The sequence below is a fragment of the Dyadobacter linearis genome, assembly GCF_907165045.1.
In the GTDB taxonomy this organism is placed as follows: domain Bacteria; phylum Bacteroidota; class Bacteroidia; order Cytophagales; family Spirosomataceae; genus Dyadobacter; species Dyadobacter linearis.
Genome location: NZ_CAJRAU010000001.1, coordinates 250,711 through 275,880 on the forward strand (window position 1 = coordinate 250,711; position 25,170 = coordinate 275,880).

The following is a 25,170-nucleotide window of genomic DNA, read 5'->3' on the forward strand; positions in this document are numbered from 1 at the left end:
GCTTCTCAATACTTAATACGGATTACCACTGGTGCACCTCTATTCATTTATGCGATTGTCAAAATTCTACTGTTTGCTATGGCTTTTTCAGTCAATCCTGTGTTTTCAGGCACTTTTTGCTCAAAACAATGAGAAGCTGTATTTAAGGAACGGGATCATGGTATCTCCGCCGCCTTTATCGCAATTCAATAGAGGTGAAAATGCACGAAAAGCTGCATCTGCCCCTCTTGGTCGTGTGGTAATTATTCAATTTGATGATATTCCGGCCCGGAGCGTTGTGCAGCAGCTGAAAGGTGCGGGAATTGAATTGCTGGAATACATCCCCGACAACGCCTACACCACCGTTATCAAACAGGATCCTGATCTGGAACTGATGCGGTCGCTGCATGTACGATCAATGATTGAGCTGGCGCCGGGCTCGAAGATCGACCCGCTTTTACTTCGTGATCAACTGCCCGCGCACATGACCAGTGTAGCGGGAAAAATGGATGTGCGGATCAGTTATCCAAGATTACTCAGTACCTCGGAAGTAAAGTCGGATCTTGAAAAGAACGGTTTCGAGATCATTTCCGTACAGTCATCCGCTTACCAGATCCTTGAAATCCGGTTAAACAAAAACCGCCTCCAAGAACTGGCTGCGCTAACCTGGGTGCAATACATAGAACCGATCCCGGCTCCTGCCGAACCGCTAAACGATAAAAGCATTTCCGCAAGCAGGGCCAATATGCTATCTGCCGGGCTGCCTTCGGGCCACAAGCTCGATGGAGGCGGCGTGGTGATCGGGATTGGTGACTATGGAGACCTGAAAAGTCACGCGGATTTTAACGGACGGATACTCGCTTATACCAACAGCGATGGTTGGCACGGACTGCACGTGACAGGTACGGCAGCCGGCGGCGGGATAATCAATGAGAAATTCAAAGGATATGCGCCCGGGGCAGGTATTGTTTTGCAGCCCAATACAGAGATCTGGCGGCTGGCGCCCTCCCTCACCCGGGACTTTGGAATGGTACTGACCTCCAATTCCTACGGTAGCGGCAACTGCAACAATTTCGGGTTGTATTCGACTGACGCGTATATGCTTGACAGACAAGCAAGTGACCTGCCGCATTTGCTCCACACGTTTGCGGTGGGAAATAGTGGGGCTTCCTCCTGTCAATATTATGCGCCCGGTTTTGGAAACGTGCACGGCGATTATCCGTCCGCCAAAAATGTGATCAGCGTCGGGCGGACGGATCTCCCGGGTACCCTTGTAGCCCTGCCTTCCAGCAAAGGGCCGACTTACGATGGCAGGATCAAGCCCGAACTCATCGCAGCCGGCGCAGGAATATCTTCCACCATACCCGTCAACAAATACGACGCCGCGTCGGGTACAAGCATGTCTGCACCGGCGGTGACCGGCGGCGCTGCTTTGCTGTACCAGCGGTACCGGCAACTTCATGGACAACAAAACCCAAAAAATGCCCTGATCAAGGCTGTACTCTGCAACGGAGCAACCGACAAAGGCCTCGCAGGTCCCGATTTCAGCCACGGTTTCGGCGTAATGAACCTGCTCAGGTCCGTTACAATGCTTGAAAAACAAAGCCATTTCAGCGGAACGATTGCCCACAAGGGAACCAATGAGTTTCAGATCCAGATCCCCGCCGGGACCGCGCTGGTGAAGGTTATGCTCTATTGGAATGATCCGGCAGCCTCTACGCTGGCTGACGGCAGTACGCTGGTTAACAACCTGGATCTTAAAGTACTAAGACCCGGCGGTTCTGAGGTGCTACCACTTGTGCCCAATCCGGCCAAAGCCGACTTACCAGCGGTTCAGGGCGTAGACGCTGTCAACAACATAGAGCAGGTCACGCTCGCAAATCCTGCCGCAGGTACATATAAGCTGAAAGTTGCCGGGACACGGATCCCGTCTGAGTCGCAGGAGTATTTCGTTGTGTATGATATTATTCCGCAGTCTGCGATCCTAACTAACCCGGTTGGTTCCGAGCGGCTTTCCAAAGGCGACGTGATCGATATCTCATGGGATAGTTACGGACACCCTTCCAGCACTTTTGCAATATCCTATTCGGTGAACAACGGGGCTTCCTGGTCGGTGATCAATGCAGCAGTTCCGGCGGGTACTAATCAGGTGAGATGGACAGTCCCGGATGCTACTACTACCACCGCAAAAGTAAGGCTCGTTCAAAATGAAACGGGCATTGTCCGTGAAAGCGGGCAGTTTTCAATAATGGCTGTGCCTGTTATCAGTCTCGCCCCGGTACAATGTGACGGATACGCTGCGGTGCAATGGAATGCGGTGAACGGTGCGACCGATTATGAGGTGATGTGGCTGAAAGGAAAGGAAATGCAATCGGTGAAAATTACGACGGAACGCACGCACCTGTTCAGTAGCCTCTCGCCCGACTCGACCTATTACTTTTCGGTCCGCCCGCGGATCAATGGTATTGCCGGCAGGAGAGCGGTCGCTATCAGCCGCAAACCCGACAATGGTACCTGCGCAGGGAATATTTCTAATGGTGATATGCGTATCACTTCCATTGTTTCACCGCTGCGATCGGGAAGGGTAGCTACGTCCAGCAGTCTCTCCGCCGCTGAACCGGTCACGATTGATATCCGTAATCTGGACGACCAGCCGAGGAAGCAACCGGTCGAGATCGGTTACTCGATTGGCGGCGCGGACGCTCCTATTCATTGGGAAACGATCAAATCCGATATTCCCGGTCTTGGAGATCTGAGATATACTTTTGACAAAAAAGCTGATTTGCATAACCCCGGGACTTACATTTTCAACTTTTTCATAAAAGCTGACGGAGACCCGGTTCAGGTAAATAACACAAAGACAATCGTCCTGAGACAGCTGCCAAACCCTGCTGTAACATTACCTTACCTCGAAAACTTCGAGAGCTTTCCTGCCCAGACTTTTTACACAGACACAACCGGCCTGGGCAATAGCTCAGGATACGATTTTTTTACGTCCAGCAGCCGCGGCAGGCTGCGAACTTATATGACGTCTCCCCCGGCCTATTCGGGCAGTAAGGCACTCATACTCGATGCGGAAAGCTGGACTAATACCGAATATTTAACAGGTGTGACCGGCACCTTTAATCTTGCCAATTTGAATGCAGGTACGGAAGAAATCAACCTTTCGTTCAGGATCAGGCACCTTGCTTCGTTTTACGGTGATTCTGACTACATAGGCATACAGGTGCGCGGCAAGGACACAGACCCGTGGATCCCGGTTTATAATCATAATGAAAACCAGTATTTCCCGGTCGAAAGAGGATATAAGTTGGTGACGGTGGCTGTGAGCGATTTGCTCTCCCGGAACGGACAACAGTTTTCTTCCAGTTTTCAGGTCAAATGGGAAGATTACTTATCGCGGCCGGCCGAATTTTATAGTCTGGCAATCGATGATATCAGGATTTATAAGACTACAACAGATATTGCATTAGTCCGCGTGGAGCCGGCTTCATTGCCGGTTTGCAATGACCAGTGGAACCAGGAAATGCTGGTTCAGGTGCGAAATCTTGGCAAAGAAGATAGCTACAAAATTCCGCTGGATGTGACAATTAATAATAGCGATGTATACTCGGTGGAGATTCCGGTTGTTAGAGCGGGCAGAGACACGCTGTATTCGGTTCCTGTATATTCTGCTTTACAAAATATGGGCGATTATCAGATCAGGGCGGAGGTTAAAAAGCTGTATGATATCAATACTGCCAATAATGTTGCTGAGGTGACCATTAACACGCCGGCGCTGGTAAGCACATTTCCCTACCTTGAAAATTTTGAGAATGGCCAGGGTGGCTGGCAAACGTCGGGTGCAAGTTCTGCGTGGCAATTTGGCAGACCTAATTCTTCAAAAGTAAAAGGCGCAGCCAGCGGACAAAATGCTTGGAAAACGAACCTGACCGGGCCTTATCAAAACGATGGATTTTCGTATCTGTATTCTCCCTGCCTCGATATCCGGGGAAGGGGAACGATGATGCTGAGTTTCAGTTTCTCCCTCGACCTGGACCCCTGCGAGGCGGGAAGTTGCGATGTGGCTTATGTGGAATATAGCACGGGTTACGGCTGGATGAGGCTGGACGGATCTTCCATGAGCGTGAACGGTTACAATGCCACGCATGAAAATCTGAGGGTTTGGAATGTCCAGGATTACACAAGGTGGCACGTTTCCACCACATTAATGCTTCCTTCCAACAGCTGGGAATACACGAGATTAAGGTTTGTCCTGAAAGGAAATTCTTCGGCGACGCGGGAGGGGATCGCGATTGATGACATTCATATTTATCAGTTGAATGAAAATAGGATACTGGAAGAATTCAGCAACGGGGAGTCGGCAACACAAAATTTAGCCGGGAATGATTGGTTGCCCATCAAATTAAACGGTGGAATGGTAGCCGCCATTAAGCCTAATGACCAAGACCTGGGTCAAGTTACGGTTACACCGTACCGCAACAGTTCGCAAGCCCCGGCGATCCGGAAGGAGCATTACCTTTCGCGCAGCTATAAAATAAATGCGTCCAATAAAAACTACCCGGAACCTGTGGACGTGCGGCTCTATTTCACCGATCAGGAAGCGGAAAGTATCATTCAGGCGCCCGCCAATACGGGAATCTCCAAGCCCGCTTCTGCGTACGATCTGACACTGACGAAGTATTCGGGGACGGGTGAAGACGGGAGCCTGGCGAACAATGCAGCGTCGGTATGGAGTTATTATCCAAAGGACAAGATCAGGATAGTACCTTTTATGCAGGGATATTATGCGGAATTTAAAACAAAGGACTTTTCAGAATTCTGGTTCGCGAAGAATTATATCGGAATCGGTACTCCGCTACCCGTGACGATTGTGAGTTTTACTGCAAAACATCAGGTTACCGGTGCTGAGAAACAAGAGTCTGCACTGCTGGAATGGCAGACTGCCGATGAGAAAAATTTCAGCCATTTCGAGGTGGAGGTTGCCGCTGACAAAGCAAGTCTTGAACAAATGACCTTTACAAAGCTCGGAGAAGTTCCCGGAAACTCCGATGCATTCAGATATTCTTACCGGGATAGTCACCCCGTTATGACGGGAACACGCTATTACCGGCTCAAACTGGTCGACACGGATGGTACTTTTCAATATTCCCCTATTCGGACAGTCAACTTCAATATGAAAAAGGAATGGGAAGTATTTCCAAATCCGGTGAAGGACAAGGTTACCCTGAAATTAGAAGGAATAGCCGGCCAGCCCGTGAAATGCAGCATTTACGACGTCAAGGGCAGAGTAGTTACAATGAATGATTTTTTAGCCGACGGAACTTCGCAAACGAAAACGATCAACCTTGAATCCAGCACATTCAAACCCGGCATATACCTTTTAAAAGTCATTTCGGGAGATCGGGAGCAGATTTTCAAGATGGTGAAGGAATAGGTGCAGCGCTAAATAATGCACAATCCGGGGCTACCGTTTCGGGCCGGATAGACGCGTTATGATGGGCGTCAGATTGGCGGTGGGCAGGCAAGTACAGGACAGTTTATCAGCCCGATCTGGGAACATTTGAATAATTAGTTATTTTTTTCGAAGGCTAGATTCAATTGTTAATACGAATAAATGCAGTATTCCGAGCTTGATGATCACGTTTTAATAAGGTTAATTACTCTGGATGATAAGGACGCTTTCCAACAGATTTATGTACGCTATTGGAGCCGGATCTTCGCCCTCGTCAGAAATAAATTGCGGTCGCATGAAAACGCTGCGGAGATTGTGCAGGATATTTTTCTTGATGTTTGGGAAAGACGGGAAACGCTGGAAATTGCGAGCGTGGACAGGTATCTTTTCACTGCTGCCAAATATAAAATACTGAATCATTTAAGAAGAAATCTCGATAAGCCGCAGTATTGGGACCAAAGCCTGGAAGATATTTCCAGCCACATCGATCAGCGCGCGGATAACAATATCGAACTGGAAGATCTTCACAATGCGCTGGAAAATGCGCTCGCCACGCTCCCGGCCAAAACGCGGAAAATTTTCCGGATGAACAGGCTCGAAAACCAGTCGGTGCAGGAAATCTCGGTTTCGCTGGATATTCCTAAACGGACCATTGAATACCATTTGACCCAGTCAATCCGCAAACTCCGCCTCCATCTGCGGGAGTTTGTCTCCTACTCCATCGTCCTCGTCGCCGGACTTTTCTAAGAATCCCCAACACAAGAACTACCGACCTATTTTTAGGATTATTTTAAGTAATTAAATCAAATACGAGAAAATCATATAAACTTTCTCATATTTTTCTAGACAAGTTGCGGTTGATACGATATTATGTGACTTACGGTTATAAGCGCTATTTTATCTCTCCGACAGCAAATGAAGATCAATCGTGACGGGCTTTCCGGTTTAATACAAAAATACCTGGACGGTACCTGCACGCCGCAGGAAAAGGAACTGATCGATTCCTGGTTTGAGGATGAAAACCTGTCCCTTGCTGAGGGAAACACCTCGGGTCTGGATATGCAGGAGTTTATCTGGCAAAAGATCCAGAAGCAGGTCGAGCCTCTCGAAAAGCGCAGGAGTTTCTTTCAAAATCCGTTTTTCCGGAAGCAAAGGATCCTGAGACTCGCCGTGGCCGCGTCGGTTATTATTGCAGGGAGTTTTGCCTTCTTTTTTCTCAAATCACAAAACAACGAACTGTTCGGCCCACTGACCGAAAACGACGCTACGTTTCTGGAAACCAACAATACCAATCAGATCAGATCCATTCACTTGGAAGAAGCGAGCCGCGTGGACCTTCGGCCGGGGAGCAGTATACGCTTTTCCAAACCATTTGCGAAAAACAAAAGAGAGGTGTTCCTGAAAGGCGAAGCGTTTTTTGAAGTGACCAAAAACCCGAAGCGCCCATTCATCGTGTACGCCGGCGAAGTGGCGACCAAAGTAGTGGGTACCAGCTTCATAGTCAGGTCAGGTGTGGAAGATGCGCAGGATGTGGAAGTATCGGTAATGACAGGAAAGCTGATCGTGGAACGTAAGAAAAACGATCCCGCGCAGAAAACCGAGAATAACGGTGTAGTGCTCACACCCAATCAGAAAGTAACCTTTTATCATATTGATAATCATTTTGTTACAGGCCTGGTCGACAAGCCGGTACTGGTGAAGCCGCAATACGAGACTGCGCGGACGCACCTGTTCCGGTTCGAGGAAACGCCGCTGCAAAAAGTGTTAGAAATGCTGCATGACGCTTACGGGGTCAGGTTTGAGCTCCTTAACGACAATATCCGCAACTGTCCGTTTACGGCGGACCTTTCGGGCGAACCATTATATACCAAGCTGGACATTATCGCAGGATCCCTGAATGCGCAGTATGAAGTGAAAGGACTGAGCATCGTCCTCTCCGGCGGCTCCTGCGATTGACATATAACTTATTTGACTATCCTAACCCCTTAGTTCCATGAAAAACCAACTATTCCTCCCTTACACCATGCAAAAACAAGGCCCCGACCTTTCCGGCTAATTATAATATGTTGATTCAGAGCAGAAAAAAGTCGGCCAGGCTCAAATGAAAGACATTTAAGCCTGGCTCCCCCGCCTTTCCCGGAAGTAACGACATCGGCCAGGATGTTTCCGGGAGGGCTTGTCAAACGTTTAGATTTAACAAACAAAAAAATGAAAAAACACCGAAGAATCATAGCGCTTTCGGGCACGATGATGAGCGCACTCTTTGTGCAGCTCGCTTTAATTATCTGTTTCTGTTCCAATGCCTTTGCCGGTCCGGGCCTCGCCGGTCCGGGCTCTGCGCAGGAGCTGCTGCGGAAAGCTGTGAGTATGGAAGCGAAAGGAACGGAGATCAGGACTGTACTGGCCCGGATTGAAAAGAGCGCAAATGTGAAGTTTGTGTACAGCTCGCACTCGCTTCACGCTCGCCGGAAAGTGTCGGTGAGCTTTAACCAAAAACCCCTTGAAGAAGCTGTAAGAGAGGTTTTTGCGCCTGCGAAGATTTCCTGCAAAGTAATAGGCGGTCAGATCGTGATCAATCAGGAATCGGAAAACGCAGTTGATAAAGAAGAAAGTGTATTGCTTAACAACGCCGCAGAGGTAGTTGACCGCCGGATTACGGGTACGGTAACGGACGATAAAGGGGCTGCATTGCCGGGTGTAAGTATTGTTGTTAAAAACACCCAGAAAGGCTCTACCACCGACGTGGAGGGCAATTATGCATTGGACATTCCCGAAGGTGAGGTTACGCTGATCTTTTCTTTTGTAGGCTATCTGAGCAAAGAAATCGCTGTGGGAACGCAGACAACCGTGAATGCGGAGCTGGCGCCTGATACCAAAGCTTTGGAAGAAGTGGTGGTAGTAGGTTACGGAACGCAGAAGAAACGTGATGTGACAGGTTCGGTGGCCAGCATCAACACCAGCGAAATCGCCGATATTCCGGTGGGTAACCTGGGTCAGAAATTGCAGGGTAAGTTTGCAGGTGTGCAGGTAAGTCAGACGAACGGGGAACCGGGCGGCGGGATGTCATTCCGTGTGCGTGGACAGGCTTCCATCAATGGAGGTAACAGCCCGCTGGTCGTGATAGATGGTTTTCCTACTGTGGCCGGGATCACCAACCTCAGCCCGGACGAAATTGAATCGGTTTCAGTATTGAAAGATGCGTCAGCTTCGTCACTATATGGTTCCAGAGCTGCGAACGGGGTGATTCTGATCACAACTAAAAGCGCCAAGCCAGGCGAAACGAACATCAATTTCAGTTCATATTACGGGATTGAAAGAGTGACCAAGCGCGGCCGGCCGGATGTGATGAATGCGTATGAATTTGCCAAATTCAAAAAGGAATATTACGAGGACCAGGCGGTTTACGAAAACTATACGGGCGGTGTTCCACCAGTTTACCAAAATCCCGACCAATACATCAACAACCCCGGTACCGACTGGTTTGACGTGCTTTTAAGAACGGCCCCGACCAAAAATTTCAACCTGGGACTTTCATCCGGGACCGAGAAATTCAAAACAGCGGTCAACCTGAACTATAACAAGCAGGAAGGTACGATTCTGGATACTTACGCAGACCGGTTTTCGGTACGTGCCAACAACAGTTTTGTGGCTTCTGAAAAAGTGCGTTTTGGACTAAATCTGGCGGGATCTTATCGTACAAGCCAGATTACGCCGGGTATTGCAGGCGGCAGGAATATCATCGGATCTTCGTTTTTAATGGATCCTTCTTTGAAATACAGAAATGAAGACGGCAGCTACCCGATCTCTTTCTCGGCGCCGGGGATGTTTGCCAATCCTAACTACTACCTGGTATTGACCCAGCGTAAAAACCCGAGAAAAGAGTACAATGTGATCGCGAATGTTTTTGGAGAAGTTGATATTATCAAAGGACTTACCTACAAGATAAGCGCCAATACGGACGTGGGAAATGTGGCATTGAGATCTTTTGAACCGTCAACTGCCCGTGGCGCAATGTTCTCTGCACCGCCGCTGCCTCCGATCGGAAGCTACTCGACTTCGAGGTACCTGACCTGGCTTCTGGAAAATACACTTACCTATAACAAAAACATCGGCAAGCACAATTTTGACCTGCTGGCAGGCTATTCAGCTCAGAAAGCTTCGTTTGAAGAAAGCAGTATCAACGCTTCACAATATCCCGACGATGAGATCGAATGGATCAATGCGGCTAATGTTCGGGTAGGAACTGCTTCGGCCAACGACTGGTCGCTGCTTTCGTTCATCGGTCGTTTGAACTACAACTACGATGGCAAATATCTTGTATCGATGGCGTTCCGCCGCGATGGCAGCTCGCGGTTTGGTAACAATACCAAATATGGAAATTTCCCTTCCGTTTCGGTGGGCTGGGTTGCTTCGGAAGAAAGGTTAATGAAAGATATTAATCAACTGAGCTACCTGAAAATCCGCGCGAGCTACGGTAAAACGGGTAATAACAACATCGGAGACTACGATTATCTGGCTTCGGTTGCTACTACCAATTACGTTTTCGACGGTGCGATCGCGCCCGGCCGCAGGATCGAAAGGATCGGAAATAACAACCTGACCTGGGAAACTACGGTGCAATATGACCTTGGGCTTGACCTGGGATTGTTCCGCGACCGCGTGTTTTTCACTTATGATTATTACCACAAAAAAACCGACGGACTTTTGTACGGGATCGATATTCCTACGCAATCAGGCTTTTCAAGCATTCGCTCTAATATCGGTCAGTTCAACTTCTGGGGACATGAATTTGGAGTGGAAACCAGGAATATGACCGGCGCGCTGAAATGGAATACACAGTTCAATGTGTCTTTCAACAGAAACAAAGCAGTGAGATTGGGTACCAACAATACCCCGATCGGCGGTAATGCAAATCAGGGCGATTACAACAGAACGCAGGTTGGGCAGCCACTCGGCCAGTTTTACGGATATGTGTTCGATGGCGTTTACATGACGGAAGAAGAGCTTGCTTCCCAGCCGAAACATGCGTCTTCGATGGTAGGAACTGCGAGAATGAAAGATCTGAACAACGACGGTGTGATCGATTTCTCAGACCGGACCTTTATCGGAAATCCTAACCCAAATTTTGTATACGGTATCACCAACGAATTCAGCTACAAAAACTTCGATGCAAGTATTGTAATGGCGGGTTCTGTGGGCAATGATATCATCGACGGAACCCTGGAATGGACAGAAAACATCGACGGCGTTTTCAACGTGACCAAAGAGATCGCAGAAAGATGGCGGTCGGTTGATAATCCGGGGAACGGCAATATCCCACGGACGCGGACGGGAACTACGGAATTGTTCCGCTACAACAATTCACGGTGGGTATTTGACGGATCTTACCTGGCTGTAAAAAACCTCACAGTGGGTTACACGGTCGATATCAAGAAAAATCCATACATCAAAAAAGCACGTTTTTACGCCAGCGGACAGAATCTGCTGATGTTTACCAACTATCCCGGGATGAACCCTGAGGTAAGTAACAGCGGTCTCAATGGGCTGAACCAGGGATTGGATATCAGCTCCTATCCGGTATCGTCGATCTATACATTGGGTGTTAATATTAAATTCTAGCCAAATCACTATGAAAATCAAATTCACATATATGCTCGCAGCGGTAATCGGGTTGAGCTCCTGCAGCGACGAATTTCTCGACCTCGCCCCGCCTACTACACTGAGTTCCGCGACATATTTTAAAACAGAAGAGCATTTCAACCAGGCGCTGAATTCGGCTTACGAAAGAACACGCCAGATCGCAACCAGCGGGATTTTTATGGATGAAATGCGCAGCGACAATACGTTTTTCACCTACTATCCGGGCGACAGAGGCCCCTACCTGAGTACCGAAGTGCTTTCCCAGTTTCTGGATGATCAGAACACGGGCAGCTACGTTTCTGCACGGTACGACGCTTGTTATTCAGGCATTTCGAGGGTTAATACCATCGTTTCGAGAATTGACGACATCGAATTGTCTGCCGAATCTCGCAACCGCATTCTTGGCGAGGCTTATTTCCTGCGCGCATTCTACTATTTCGACCTGGTGAAAAACTTCGGCGGCGTGCCGCTACACCTGTCGGAAGTAAGTGCCGAAGGAGAAGCTTTTTTGCCGCGTAATTCGGTGGAAGAGGTTTATGCTCAGATCATTGAGGACCTTTCGGTGGCTATTCCGTTGCTTCCGGTTGCATCCACTTTCCCGCAAAGCGGGCGCGCTACAAAAGGCGCCGGAAAGATGCTGCTGGCCTACGTTTACATGACCAAGCCGACGCGTGAATATGCCAAAGCAGAAGTGGAACTGACGGATATTACAAAAATGAATTACAGCCTGCTACCGACTTATGCAGCTGTTTTCAACCCGAATAATAAGAACAACAGCGAGTCGATATTCGAAGTGCAGTACCAGGAAGGCGACGCGGGCCAGCAGAGCTTTTTCAACTGGCGCTTTATCCCTAAAACCTCCAACTCAGAGCTATTAATGGGAGTTCGGGGAAATAACTATGCGGGCGATTTCAGCGGCGGCTGGAACGTGCCGACCCAGGAAATGGTGAATTCGTACGAAACCGGCGACACGCGTTTGGATGCCTCTGTGGCTGTGGTCGAAGGCCGGATGGAAAGCGATCTTTTTACGACTGAATCGGTAAAAAGCATCGTCGGCTACAAACCTACGGCGGGTAAAACGCACTATTATATGGTGAAAAAATACCTGCACGGACCTTATTCGCGGGAGTTCAATACGGATGAAAACTGGCCGGTGTACCGGTATTCGGGCGCATTGCTATTGCTGGCGGAGTGTTTGGTGGAGCAGGGTAAGGCAACCCAGGCATTGCCTCACCTGAATGCTGTGCGCAGAAGGGCCGGCCTTCCCGCTTTGACGCAGGCTACGAAACTGAATGTAAGTAACGAAATGCGCCACGAGCTGGCATTCGAAAACCACCGCTATCAGGATCTGATCCGTACCGGCCAGGCGATCGACGTGCTGACCAAAAAAGGCCAGCAGATGAAGGCGCTTTACGGTTTCCTGCTGCCTTCGGCATTCAATGTGACGCAAAACAGGTTGATTTTCGCAATACCATTCAGAGAACTTCAGGTGAACAATCAGCTGGTTCAAAACCCTGGTTATTAAAATATAAATTCCTGTATAAAACAAAGCCGCCCGGACCTTCACAGATCCGGGCGGCTTTGTTTTATTAACTCGGTTCAATTAGTATAATGCAATGTTATCACTCCCGAACCCAGCGTTTTTGAACTTTGCAGTTTCAGGTTTCTGAGCTTCGTATTACCGTTGAACAGGCTGTTTCCTTCTCCTAATATGATGGGATGCAGGGTCAGTTGATATTCGTCGATCAGCCCGAGATTCATCAGACTTTTGGCGAGCCCCGGACTGCCGAATATCACCAGATCTTTACCCGGTTGCTGTTTGAGTTTGGCAATTTCTTCCTCCACGTTGGCTCTGATCAGCGTGGTATTATTCCAGTCGGCACTTTCCAATGTAGTTGAGAAAACGATTTTGGGAATTTCCTGCACCCATTTTGCATGTGCCAGTGCGCGCTCGTTTGCATTCGGATCGTTTAAAACGGTGGGCCAGTAACCTGCCATTAAATGGTACGTATTTTTGCCGTACACAGGCGCCCCTACCGTCCTGACCAGTTCATCCGCGAATTGTTGCAGCTCTTCATTGTAAGTCAAAAAGCCCAGGCCACCCTCCTTATCACCAGCGAAACCATCGAGGGACATGTGCGCAAATAAAACCAGCTTTCTCATTTTAAGTGTTTTATGTTTGTTTATGAAAGATTAATGCGACACAAAACTATTGCTGGCCCACCAAAATAATTATGGGGTTTCGGGACAATCGCAGGGGGCGATGCAGCCAAATCTCAGCTTGTTTTTCCTCGCGTGAGTTGGTTTTCCAATGCTGTACCGTTGATCTCAGCCCAATGCTCCCTAATTTTTCCATCTTCAAGGCGATAAAAGCGATAACCACCCGTACTTACCTCGGCACCCTGCGGCTGAATACCACGCCACTCACCGATGTGGATCATTCGCATTTTGATTTTGACAATACTCTTGTCTTCCTCCGTCACCTGATCTTCAATCGTGGTTTGATGAGAAAAAGAGCGGCTCAGGGCTTGTATCCACTTTATTAATCCTAAGTGATCCGGCGTCAAAAATGCCGGCAGGGAATGATCGATATAAGCAGGATGCAGGTACTCGCCGAGTTTGTCGGTTTGTTGCTGATTCCAAACTTCCTCAATAAAGTCAGTAATAAATTTCCGGGTCTGGTCTGTGTTCATGTCCATTGTTTTGAATACTCCGGGCAAAAGTAAATGAACCGCAAACGGCGAATGTGTGACAAAAGTCAAAAAGCTACGCTCGCAGGCCACGAATGCGGCTGAGCGTTTCCCTACGTATCCCCAGATAAGAGGCGAGTTGTCCCAGAGGAACACGTTGTAATAGCGCAGGGTGCTTTTGGAGCATAAAGTCGTATCGCTCTTTGGCCGAATACAGCCTGAACCATGATAAGTACTCTTCCTGCTCTTCCAGTAAAGCTTCCAGCAGCCTCCTGCCAAAAGCTTCAATCTGATGAGATTGCTGATACAATGTGATCAGGTCGGATTTGGAAATACTTAAAAGGGTGGAAGGTTCAAGTGCCTGAATGCCTATTTCTGACGGCTGCCCGGAACGCAAACTTTTCAGGTCAGTACAAAAAGAGTTTTCGAGAGAAAAAGCAACGGTCCACTCCTCGCCTTCCTTTAAATAAAAGCTGCGTAAAAGCCCAGTTTGCAAAAAATGAATATGCCTGCAAGTGTCACCGGGCTGCATCAGAAATTGCCCCTTACCGATCTGTCTTCCAGTGAGCGCTTCCCGAAAAAGCAGCCAATCAGGCTCCTCAAACTGCGTAATATCCCTGATACCTTCGCGTATATTCGTCATGAATTCCGGTTAATAAGTATAAATAAAAACCGCTAACTAAGATAACCTGCTAATACACACAAATGTATTTCATTTTCTCTAAATTGGTATATTAAAACTGACTTCCCGCCTCTTTTTCAACGCTATTTTTCTTCATTAATTAATCCATTCTACGCAATGAATAGGACAAGAGTTCTTCTCGTAGATAGCCAGCGAATTATCCTGGAAGGAATATCAATGCTGATTTCAGCTAATGAAAAACTGCATTTAGTAGGTACAGCTGAAAATGCAGTCGACGCATTAAATTTAATGGAACTTAATGAAATAGATCTTGTAATTGCTGATTGCCAGGCACCTGATTTTTCGGGAATAGAACTGTGTTTGCAAACGCGATATCGCTACCCGCATATTAAGACGATCTTACTTACAATGGTAGAAGAAAAGACGCATATCCGGAATGCGATATTAGCTGGTATAGAGGGCTATGTATTAAAAAATGCAAGTTCAGAAGAATTATATTATGCTATTCAATCTGTGATGAATGGGAATAAATATTTCTGCAATAATATCATCACTAAACTAGCCCGCGAAGCCAAGGTATATACCGAAAAATTCAGCGATCTGCTCATTCCCAAAGTGTCATCCCGCGAACTGGAAGTGTTGAGACTGATCGCGCAAGAATTTTCCACTACCGAGATTGCAGACCGGCTTTTTATCAGCCACCCGACCGCTGAATCACATCGCCGAAACCTGATCCGGAAGCTGGGAGTGAAAGGTTCAATAGGGTTAGCATTATATGCAGTGCGTCACAAAATCATTTAATAGTATTTGTTTCTACTTTTCGAGAAAAAATTAATAATTACAAAAAGTGCTGTTGAAATTAAATCATTTCAACGGCACTTTTTTATTTGTATTTATCCGAAAAAATATAACTGAAAACCATTAGTAATTGCTCAGGGTATTCTCCCAAAATTTCATGATTTACATGATTTTTCAAAAAATAGGCACGGACTACCTTTGGTCTATTATTTGAATAAATCAACATATAAATAATGATAGGTCATGAGAAACTTTTTGAAAACTATTACAACTGCCAATCAGAAAACCGCACAGCTGGATCCTACCCGACTTTTAATCAAATTAAAGGAAGGCGTAGATACACCCGGCGCATTTGCTTCGCTGCAAGCAACATTTCTTGTTGAGGAAGAACCTGAAAGAGTTTCATTACAAAGTGGTGACGCAAAAAACGAGCGCGAGAAAAAGCAGGAGAGAATTAAGCCGCAATTAAATAATTCAAACAATAAAATATGGGTCAAAACGGCGGACGGTTCGGAGTTGAATGAAGAGCAGTTGTCAAAAATCGACGAGGAGCTGGGGGCTTCTGCGGAATCGGTATCGCCCGTTTATTATATCCCCGGCGACACGGGATTTGAAGTTCGTTTCAGCCCGAAATCCGACGTGATACTGGTGCCGGATTATGAAAAGTCACGTGGGCAGCAGGATGCTTTTCTAAAAAGCCTCGGCTTCGAAGAGATCGAAAGCAAGTCGCGGCTACTGCGAAAATTCCGGTATTTCAAATTGAAGGATCCGGGAAAGTTTGGCTTCCATGAATTGTATGAAAAGCTGCTGGGTCACTCCACAGTATTGGGCAAGGTGCGGTTTGAAAACGTGCCTATGTACAAACCGATCACCACGACTACCCCGAACGACGACCTCTGGGGTGACCAGTGGAATATGCTCAAAATACATGCGCCCGACGCCTGGGACCATACAACCGGAAGCAACGCAGTAGTTGTGTGCATCCTAGACGAAGGCTGCGACCTGTCCCACCCCGACCTGGCATTTTCGGAGGATGGTATCAATCTCAGCACCATGATGCCGACCGGTGAGCCAACCGGCGACCATGGTACCGCTTGTGCCGGTATTGCCGCAGCCACTTTCAACAACAGCGAAGGGGTGGCCGGCGTGGCTGGAAACTGCCTCATCATGCCCCTCGCGTTTTCAGACTGGTCGGACGTGGAATGTGCGAACGGGATCAATTATGCGACCACAAACGGCGCCTCGGTGATCAGTATGAGTTTTGGTGTTTACGACGACTGGGGCTGGGACTATTCGATCATTGACCCTGAAATACAAAACGCATTCAACAACAACGTAGTGATGTGCGTAGCCACCGGTAACGAGGACGACGCGGCCACCAACCGTTACCCCGGCAAACATCCGCTGGTGATCGGCTGCGGCGCTTCTTCCACCGATGATAACCGCAAGAAAAAGACCAGCCCGGACGGAGAGGATTTCTGGGGCGCAAATTATGGCGAGGATACCTACGACGGTGTTGTCACCGGCGTGTCGGTAGTCGCCCCCGGCGTGCTGATCCCTACAACCGACAGACAGGGTGGCGATGGATATGATGGCGGTGACTACACAATGGAGTTCAACGGAACCTCCTCGGCTACACCGCACGTAGCGGGGCTCGCCTGCCTGATCCGCAGTGTAGAGCCAGTTTTGACGGGTAGCCAGGTAAGAGATGTGATCGAGCTGACTGCCGAAAAGGTGGGCTCGATCGGTTATGCTGCGAATGCCGATTTCCCGAATGGTACCCGGAACCAGGAAATGGGTTACGGCCGCATCAATGCGCTCCATGCGGTTACCAAAGCCGGCTGGGAAATCACTCCGGTTCAGATCGAACTTCAGTTTATCGATATTCCGGAAGGAGAAACGCAGCTCCGGGCGATCCGGATCGATGTGAACAGTTTCCACGAGACGCGTTTTGAGCTGTCGGTACCTCCCTCCGCCCCTTTTGGCCTGCACAACTATTCGGGCCCGATCATTCTTGGCAAAACCACCGACTACGACACGCCGCGTTCAGTTTTCATCTGGGTTAAATACACGGGTACGAATGCGGGCGACACGGCTTCGGGAACGGCGGAAGTTCGCTGCAATACCACCAATGAAGTATTTCTGGTTACCATTAGTGCCAATACCGTCGCACGGCCAACCTGCGCCATGACGCTCGTTCTGGACCAGTCGGGAAGTATGCTGTGGGATTCGGGCGTGGGGTCGCTGACGCGGGAGGAAGTGCTAAAATACTCGGCCGGCATATTTGTGGGCTATGTTCGTGAAAATAATGGACTTGGCCTCGTGACTTTCGACCAGGATGCCCACGATCTGCTGCATCCGTTAGTGGGTCCGTTCGGGCCTGCGGACGATCCTTTTGATCCGGCCCGATCCGCTGCCCAGACCGCTTTCGGGAGTTATGCCGCTAATCCATCCGGCGCTACTGCGATTGGAGACGGGATCGAGCGGGCGCACAATAACATGACGGGCGTAACAGGCTACGAAAAAAAGGCAATTATTGTTTTTACGGACGGACACGAAACCGATTCGAAATACATTGCCGACGTGGAAGGTCTGATCGATGAGCAGGTATTTGCGGTTGGCCTTGGTACGGCTGGTCAGCTGAATCCCGCCGCGCTGGACAGCATTTGCAATAATACGGGCGGTTATCTGATGCTGACGGATTCACTGGACGACGACGATACATTCAAGATCGCGAAGTACTTCCTTCAAATACAGGCGGGAGTGAACAACGAGCAGATCGTAGTGGACCCGACGGGTTATGTAGCCCCCGGCCAAAAGGTAAAGATCCCGTTCAGGGTAAATGATGCAGATATTTCCATCGATACGATCGTGATGACAGTGATGAACGAGATCCTTGAATTCAGCATAGAAACACCGGACGGTGATATTATAGACACCTCTAACCTCGGCACTTTCCCCACGGTGATCCGCAGCGACGGCCAAATGCTATCCTACTACCGCCTGACCATGCCTGTCACGAATGCGGGCAGCGTTGAAGCGCACTCCGGGATCTGGAACATTGTTCTTTCCGTAAATAAGGATAACTGGAAAAAGTACCTGGAATTTCTCCGAAGGAACGATGACAGGAAATCGAACAGTATGTATCAGGCTGCGCTCGCGCATGGAGTAAAATATACTGCGCTGGTCCACGCTTATTCGAACCTCCGCATGAACTGTACCAAATCGCAGACAGGCTACGAACCGGGTGCGACGCTGAAGCTGAGAGCGGCAATCACCGAATACGGCTTTGCGCTTGACAATACAGCCAGCGTTCAGGCTGAGTTGAAAACCCCCGATGGGCTCATGTCCGATGTGGTGTTCAGCAAAACTGCTGCCGGCATTTATGAAGTGGCTGTTCCGGCGGCTTATGCCGGGGTTTATACGTTCAGAGTGAAGGCAAAAGGGAAAACTTCCCGCAATATCAGCTACACCAGGGAGCAGGTAATGACAGCTGCGGTGTGGCGGGGAGGCAATAATCCGCCACCAAGCCACGACAACGACCCGGGCCACAACCCGACCCAGGAGGCGATATGCCGCCTGCTTACCTGCCTGAACAAAACCGGCGGGAGTGAGTTCAAAGCAAATCTTCAAAAAATGGGACTTGATCTGGGCGCGCTGGCCAAATGTTTCTGCACGCCGGTGAAAAGGAGCATCAGATTGAGAGACGTGGGTTAAGAGGATTATGATTTGTATTGATAAAAAAAGGGGCACCTGCTTAGTGGTGCCCCTTTTTCGGTATTTACAGGAAGTTTTATTAAAACACAAAAACGTTTATGGAAATACGATCGTAAAAATATACATCATCAGATTGACCAGAAGCACTATTGCATACAAACTGTTGGTCTGCCCTTTATTCAGGGAAAGCATTACTGTAAAAACCGACAGAACCAGCAGGACCATCGACTTCATATCCAGGCCCAGCACCAGCGGCAGATCCATTAAAGTACAAACAATTACCACGGTAGGAATACTAAGTCCGATACTGGCCAGTGCCGAACCCAGTGCGAGGTTAATGCTCGTTTGATATTGGTTACGTCTCGCTGCCCGGATAGCGGCAATGCCTTCTGGCAACAGGATCACAGCAGCAATAGCGACACCGACCAGTGCGGTGGGTAATCCAGCGGCCACCACTCCGTCTTCAATGACCGGAGAAAGTGTTTTAGCCAATAAAATAACTACTCCTAAACAAACGAGCAAAAGAACAAGACTCGTCAGCGCTTCCACTTGTGTAACTGCCTTTTCTTCGCCGGTCACGTCTGTAAGAAAGTATTTCCGGTGCCTGACGGTTTGTGTGAATAAAAATGATCCGTAAATAACCAGGCAGCAGATACCAATGGCAATAAGCTGCGGCGCGCTGTAAGAAGGACCGGCAATACTGGTGGTAAAATTGGGCAGCACAAGGGTAAGCACCAGGATCGAGACAAGGCTCACCAGTGCGATCGTCACACTCTTGGTTTCGAAGGTTTGTTCCTTAAATTTCAATGCGCCTACGAACATACTGATACCGAGAATACCGTTGAGAATGATCATAACGGCGGCAAAAAGGGTGTCGCGCGCATAGGTATCCGCACCAACGCCACCCGTCAACATCAGGGAGACGATGATCGAAGCTTCCAGCAATGTAACAGCGATCGCCAAAATGATCGTACCGTAAGGTTCGCCCACTTTATGTGCCACTACTTCTGCATGATGCACGGCCGAGAGCACGCCTACGATCAGGGCGACCACGGCCAGTAAGTTGACTAAGAACCCAGCGTCAGCCGGCAATAGCAGGTAGACAATCCAGGCAATAACAGGTGATATATAAGTCCATTGAAATATTTTTTTCATAGAAGAATGCTTAACGATATTAGGGGATGAGATTTGTGAATCACCTAAAAATAGGAAATTTTGAGCTTAAAACGCCCCAGTAAATCCCTGCGGAAGCCAGAAATTTGACGAAAAACGGATATTTTGAGAAAATCCCCCAGACTAAACCGCTGATACTTCCGGTTTCTGTAATGCAGGATAGCGCATCCTGACGATCAAAATCTGACACTAAATTTGCGTGATTGCGTGCATAAAATCCCGCCGCAAAGATGTAAACTGCACCTAATATAATGCACCTTGCGCGGAGACTAAAAGGACACCATCAGAATCCATTTTTCCGTTACTTTTCTCTTGCAGATTGGGCATATTTTTAATCGTAACACACCATGAGCGAGAGTCTGAAAATAGTGCAGTTGGATAATTCACTGGATGGAGCAACGGTAGCAAGACATGCCCTGAACAAGGCGAATTTATCTCCTGAAATAAGGGTAGCCGGCACGCGGGACGAATTCATAAAAACAGTAATTGATTTCCCACCTGACATCATTCTATCTGAATTCTCGTTACCCGGCATACATTGCTCGCAAGCCCTTGAAATACTGCGTCAATACCACATACACATCCCTTTTATTATTGTTTCGAACGATATTACGGACGGAATAGCGCTGGAAATCCTTCGGATCGGCGCAGATGATTATGTCATAAAAAACCAGATCGACCGCCTGCCGTTTGCTATTCTCCGGAGTCTCGAAAAATACGAATTCAAAAGCGATCAGCAGAATTTACTGGAACAGTTGACTAACAGTGAAGAGCGGTTCCGTACCCTGGTTGAAAACAGCGCCGACGCGGTGGTCGTGCTCAGTGCGGAAGCGCAGCCGATATATGTATCTCCGGCTGTAAAGAATGTCCTGGGCTATACCGCTGAGGAGATATACGCGATGGATATTTTCAGCAAAGCGCATCCGGATGATGTACCCCAGCTGATGAAGGTAATGGGTAAGGTACTGGCAAGTCCGGGCATACCGATCAAGGGCCACACGGGACGGATGATGCATAAAGATGGCAGCTGGCGTTGGATCGAAGCTACGGTGACCAATATGCTGCATGAGCCGGCTATTAACGGGATCGTCGATAATTTCCGGGATGTGACCGAAATCGAGAAATCCCGGCAGGCGCTGCAAAGTTCAGAAAACAACCTGCGCGCCATTTTTGAAAATACTTCGGAAGGCTTTGTTTTGACCGACACCAATGCGACGATTGTGTATTTCAATAGTAAAGCCAGGTACTTCTATAAGATTTCCACCGGTAACGAGATCGAGACCGGAACCAGCCTGGCCGACTCCATCAACGATGAAAGAAGCGTGGAATATAACCGGGCCATTAATGCGGTATTAGCAGGAGAATTAAGGCAATATGAGCACATGTACGCGCAAATTGAGGGAAAAAAGAGTTGGTTAAATGTCACAATGATCCCGGTTGTCGAAAACGGCCGCATCACAGGACTGACCCTCACCATGACGGATATTACGGATCAGAAGTTAGCCCAGGATCTACTCCAGCGATCAGAATCGAACCTGAATGCGATCATGAACAATACCGACGCGCTGATTTACTCGCTGGATACTGACCTCAGGTACATTACCTACAACAATGCGCTGGAAGATATGATGAAGGAACGGTATGATATCGACATACAGCCTGGTTATCACATACTTGAATCGCTGAACAAGTTTGATCCGGGCTCGGAGACGGAATGGACGGATATTAATTCCAGGGCGCTGAGCGGGGAAATCCTGAAATTTGAGAAGGAACTCCCTTACAATGGCTCTTCCAGCCACCTCAGATTTTCTATTCACCCTATTAAAAAGAAAAATACGGTTACAGGTCTTTCCTGCTTTGTAAACGATATCACGAAAGAGAAACAGTCTGACGAGAAAGTCCTGAAAGCGCTGGAAGAAAAAAATGTGATCCTGGAAAGTATCGGGGACTGTTTTTTTGCAGTGGATAAAAACTGGATCGTTACTTATTGGAACAAGCAGGCAGAGATCGTATTAAATACGCCGAAAGAAAACATCCTGGGGAAAAATATATGGGATATATTCCCGGATGTAGTTGACACGCTTTTCCATATTTATTATCAAAAGGCAATTGATCAAAATACAATCCAGCATTTCGAATCCTATTACGAAAGGGGTAAAGCGTGGTTTGAGGTAACAGCTTATCCATCTGCGAGCGGGCTTTCCGTTTATTTAAGGGAAATCACGCAGCGAAAACACGATGAGTCACGACTTCATGATCTCAATAAAAATTTACAGAGTTATACGGAAGAATTAATTGATTCCAACAAAGGTCTTGAACAGTTCTCTTATATTGTATCACATAACCTGCGTGCGCCGGTAGCAAATATCATCGGGCTGGCGGAGCTGTTGAGTCAGCATAAATTTTCCCCGGCAGAAAACGAGGAACTGTTGCAGGGTGTGCTGGTAAATGTAAAAAGGCTGGATGATATTGTATCAGACCTTAATACGATCCTGCAAGTTAAAAGGGAGGTTAGCGAAAACAGAGAACCGGTGGAAATGCAGCAGCTGGTTGATAATATCCGGTCGAGCATTTACAATATTATTGAACGGGAAAATGTGGAAATACAAACGGATTTTAGTGCCTTAAATAAAATAATCACATTAAGGAGTTACCTGCACAGCATATTCTATAATCTGATTATAAACAGTATTAAATATCGACAGAAAGATATTGATCCTGTAATTAAAATAAAGAGCGCGGTTATTAATGGTGAAATGATCATTTCTTTTCAAGACAATGGATTGGGGATTGACCTGAAAAAGAAGGGTAAGCACCTGTTTGGTTTATACAAACGTTTTCATCATCATGTGGAAGGAAAGGGAATGGGATTGTTTATGGTAAAAACGCAGGTTGAAATGCTTGGTGGAAAAATAGTTGCCGACAGTACGGTAGATAAAGGCACAGAATTCAGGATACTCTTCCGTTCGGATAATCTCTAAATTCCAATACTATGAGCACACCTTCCATTTTTGTCGTCGTGGATGACGATTCGATTAGTAATCTGGTTTGCAAATACACCATTGACAAATTTGCGCCCAAATCCGAAACTCAGCTATTTATAAACCCTGAAAAAGCGCTCGCGTGGTTAAAAGAGGAATCGACTCTCAGCACAACTGATAAAGAAATAATTCTTTTTTTAGATATCAATATGCCCGTAATGAGTGGCTGGGAGTTTTTAAATGAATTTGAAACACTGCCTGAAAGTTTGAAGTCACAGATCAATATCTTTATCCTATCCTCTTCCATCGACCCCGACGACCGGGACCAGGCAGAAAATCACCCGCTTGTGCGCGGCTATTATTCAAAACCTCTGAGCAGGGAAACGTTGGATCAAATACAAGGGTAGTAAATGTGTCAGCGTTTTAAGTCTGGCGGTGAATACCTAATCAACCAGCAATCTTCCCTTTAAGAAACGCTACTTCTTCTTCCAGCTTCCTGATATACTCCTTCTGCTGGTGCAGCATCGGCTCCATTTCCTGCTCGGTAAACCTCGGGGTAATATGCTGGGGACAGTTCCAGTCGTAGGCTTTAATATGAAAAACCAGCATCCTTTCGGGCCGGAATCTGTAAGCTTCCGGTTTAAGCAGTTCATAGAGATCAGGGTGGTCGCTGATCTCCATAATTTCTGCTTCCGCATATATTTTCAACCGGGCCTGCATCGGGTATGAAACCAGAATGAGCGACACCTTGGGATCTTTCACGATATTCCCAACCGAGATATATTGCCGGTTTCCGCTGAAATCAACAATGCCGATCGTGTCATCATCAATCACCTTGATAAAACCTTTCGGCCCGCCCCGATGCTGGATGTACGGGAAGGTATTCTCCCCGTACGAAGCCAGATAAAAGCTATCCATTTGACCGATGAAATCAGTTTCAACAGCCGTAAGACCTTCCCTGAAACTCATTTCCTCCATTCGCTCGTAAGTATTGCGGCTGCCCATTCTCTGCTGGATCGACTTAATTCCGTCGGTAAATGCAAGCTTTGAGTAATTCATGATAATAATATTAATAAAGGCTTGGCAGAACACTTACAGCGACTGGATCTGTCTGATCATTTGATTGGTAAAGCCCCACTCGTTGTCGTACCACGCCATTACTTTAACCAGGTCCCCGTCAACAACCCGCGTCATTTCCAGGTCTACGGTCGCCGCGAAAGGACTTTTGACGATATCGGTCGATACAAGCGGCTCGTCGGTCACGGCAACCACTTTTTCATACCGCGCAGTCGCAGCTTCTTCGGTCAGTATCTGATTAATCTCTTCGACGGTCGTGGGACGCTCGGCAATAAACGTAATGTCTGAAATCGAACCCACCGACACCGGAACCCGTACAGCGATCCCGTCGAACTTGCCGGCATATTGCGGCAGTGCCTTGGTCGTCGCAATAGCTGCTCCCGTAGCTGCTGGCGCGAGGTTCATCCCGGCAGCCCGGCCCATGCGCGGTTCCCTTTTTGAAGGCGCATCAACCAGTGTTTGAGAGGCAGTATATGCGTGTGTGGTATTTAAAATGGCCTTTTTAATACCAAGTCTGCGACCCAGGATCTCGATAACCGGACTGATACTATTGGTAGTACAGCTCGCGCAGGAGAAGATAGAAACCTTGCCGTCTTCGGTATTTACACCGTGCACGACCGTTGGCGTGTCTTTGGTCGGGCCGGAGATCACGACGAACTTCGCACCCGAACTGATGTGCTTTTCTGCGTCGGCATGATTGGTAAAAAAACCTGTACTTTCTATCACTACATCCACTCCCAGAGCTTTCCAGGGCAGATTTTCAATTTCACGGATGCTATGGTACTTCACCGATTTGCCGTCTATGACGAGCGAATCACCCTCTACTTTTATCTCCTTTTCATACTTACCATAATTGCTATCGTATTTGAGCAGATAGGCGGCATTCTCGATGCTCATCAAATCATTGACACCTACCAGTTCCAGGTCATTGTTTTCAAAAATGACTTTCAATGCGGCGCGTCCGATGCGGCCGAAACCATTAATTGCGATTTTTTTCATGATACTATGTTTGAGTGA

Annotated in this window: 15 protein-coding genes; 9 read left to right on the forward strand and 6 right to left on the reverse strand. The window is 47.9% G+C overall.

Going from position 1 to position 25,170, the window contains the following annotated elements; genetic code table 11:
- Positions 1-73 precede the first annotated feature (73 nt).
- The 5 genes from KOD92_RS00925 to KOD92_RS00945 all read left to right on the forward strand — a co-directional run bounded on the left by KOD92_RS00925 (position 74) and on the right by KOD92_RS00945 (position 12,599).
- Positions 74-5,416 (forward strand): S8 family serine peptidase, encoded by a 5,343-nt coding sequence (locus tag KOD92_RS00925; RefSeq protein WP_215231643.1) that lies wholly within the window; start codon positions 74-76, stop codon positions 5,414-5,416.
- Between the two features lie 180 nt (positions 5,417-5,596).
- The gene (locus KOD92_RS00930; RefSeq protein WP_215231644.1) at positions 5,597-6,181 is read left to right on the forward strand and encodes an RNA polymerase sigma-70 factor; all 585 of its coding nucleotides are present in this window, start codon (positions 5,597-5,599) and stop codon (positions 6,179-6,181) included.
- A 168-nt stretch (positions 6,182-6,349) separates the two neighbouring features.
- The gene (locus tag KOD92_RS00935; protein WP_215231645.1) at positions 6,350-7,390 is read left to right on the forward strand and encodes a FecR family protein; all 1,041 of its coding nucleotides are present in this window, start codon (positions 6,350-6,352) and stop codon (positions 7,388-7,390) included.
- A 252-nt stretch (positions 7,391-7,642) separates the two neighbouring features.
- Positions 7,643-11,053, forward strand: coding sequence for a TonB-dependent receptor (locus tag KOD92_RS00940; RefSeq protein WP_215231646.1), 3,411 nt, complete (start codon positions 7,643-7,645; stop codon positions 11,051-11,053).
- Between the two features lie 10 nt (positions 11,054-11,063).
- A complete protein-coding gene (locus KOD92_RS00945; RefSeq protein ID WP_215231647.1) occupies positions 11,064-12,599 on the forward strand; it encodes a RagB/SusD family nutrient uptake outer membrane protein in 1,536 nt (511 codons plus the stop codon).
- A 74-nt stretch (positions 12,600-12,673) separates the two neighbouring features.
- Here the strand turns inward: KOD92_RS00945 and KOD92_RS00950 are convergent, their stop codons facing one another.
- The 3 genes from KOD92_RS00950 to KOD92_RS00960 all read right to left on the reverse strand — a co-directional run bounded on the left by KOD92_RS00950 (position 12,674) and on the right by KOD92_RS00960 (position 14,407).
- The gene (locus KOD92_RS00950) at positions 12,674-13,237 is read right to left on the reverse strand and encodes a dihydrofolate reductase family protein (protein ID WP_215231648.1); all 564 of its coding nucleotides are present in this window, start codon (positions 13,235-13,237) and stop codon (positions 12,674-12,676) included.
- Positions 13,238-13,350: 113 nt separating this feature from the next.
- Complete coding sequence (locus tag KOD92_RS00955) at positions 13,351-13,767, reverse strand: ester cyclase (RefSeq protein WP_215231649.1); 417 nt, start codon at positions 13,765-13,767, stop codon at positions 13,351-13,353.
- A gap of 73 nt (positions 13,768-13,840) precedes the next feature.
- Positions 13,841-14,407: a Crp/Fnr family transcriptional regulator gene (locus tag KOD92_RS00960; protein ID WP_215231650.1), complete on the reverse strand. Its 567-nt coding sequence runs from the start codon at positions 14,405-14,407 to the stop codon at positions 13,841-13,843.
- Positions 14,408-14,563: 156 nt separating this feature from the next.
- Between KOD92_RS00960 and KOD92_RS00965 the strand changes: the two genes are divergently transcribed.
- The gene (locus KOD92_RS00965) at positions 14,564-15,208 is read left to right on the forward strand and encodes a response regulator (RefSeq protein WP_215231651.1); all 645 of its coding nucleotides are present in this window, start codon (positions 14,564-14,566) and stop codon (positions 15,206-15,208) included.
- Positions 15,209-15,448: 240 nt separating this feature from the next.
- Complete coding sequence (locus KOD92_RS00970) at positions 15,449-18,922, forward strand: S8 family serine peptidase (RefSeq protein WP_215231652.1); 3,474 nt, start codon at positions 15,449-15,451, stop codon at positions 18,920-18,922.
- 96 nt (positions 18,923-19,018) lie between these two features.
- Here KOD92_RS00970 and KOD92_RS00975 read toward each other — a convergent pair whose 3' ends face one another.
- Positions 19,019-20,077, reverse strand: a complete 1,059-nt coding sequence (locus KOD92_RS00975; RefSeq protein ID WP_215231653.1) for a calcium:proton antiporter — start codon at positions 20,075-20,077, stop codon at positions 19,019-19,021.
- A gap of 365 nt (positions 20,078-20,442) precedes the next feature.
- On the opposite strand from KOD92_RS00975, the gene KOD92_RS00980 reads away from it, so the two are divergent.
- Together KOD92_RS00980 and KOD92_RS00985 are read left to right on the forward strand one after the other, a co-directional pair.
- On the forward strand, positions 20,443-23,076 hold the full coding sequence (locus KOD92_RS00980; protein WP_215231654.1) for a PAS domain S-box protein: 2,634 nt from the start codon (positions 20,443-20,445) through the stop codon (positions 23,074-23,076).
- Between the two features lie 11 nt (positions 23,077-23,087).
- Entirely contained in the window at positions 23,088-23,483 is a 396-nt protein-coding gene (locus tag KOD92_RS00985) for a response regulator (RefSeq protein WP_215231655.1), read from the forward strand.
- Positions 23,484-23,523: 40 nt separating this feature from the next.
- Here KOD92_RS00985 and KOD92_RS00990 read toward each other — a convergent pair whose 3' ends face one another.
- Both KOD92_RS00990 and KOD92_RS00995 read right to left on the reverse strand, forming a co-directional pair.
- Entirely contained in the window at positions 23,524-24,135 is a 612-nt protein-coding gene (locus tag KOD92_RS00990; RefSeq protein WP_215231656.1) for a pyridoxamine 5'-phosphate oxidase family protein, read from the reverse strand.
- Between the two features lie 33 nt (positions 24,136-24,168).
- Positions 24,169-25,152 carry a type I glyceraldehyde-3-phosphate dehydrogenase gene (locus tag KOD92_RS00995; RefSeq protein WP_215231657.1) on the reverse strand — a complete coding sequence of 328 codons (984 nt, stop codon included), beginning with the start codon at positions 25,150-25,152 and terminating at the stop codon, positions 24,169-24,171.
- Between the last annotated feature and the right edge of the window lie 18 nt (positions 25,153-25,170).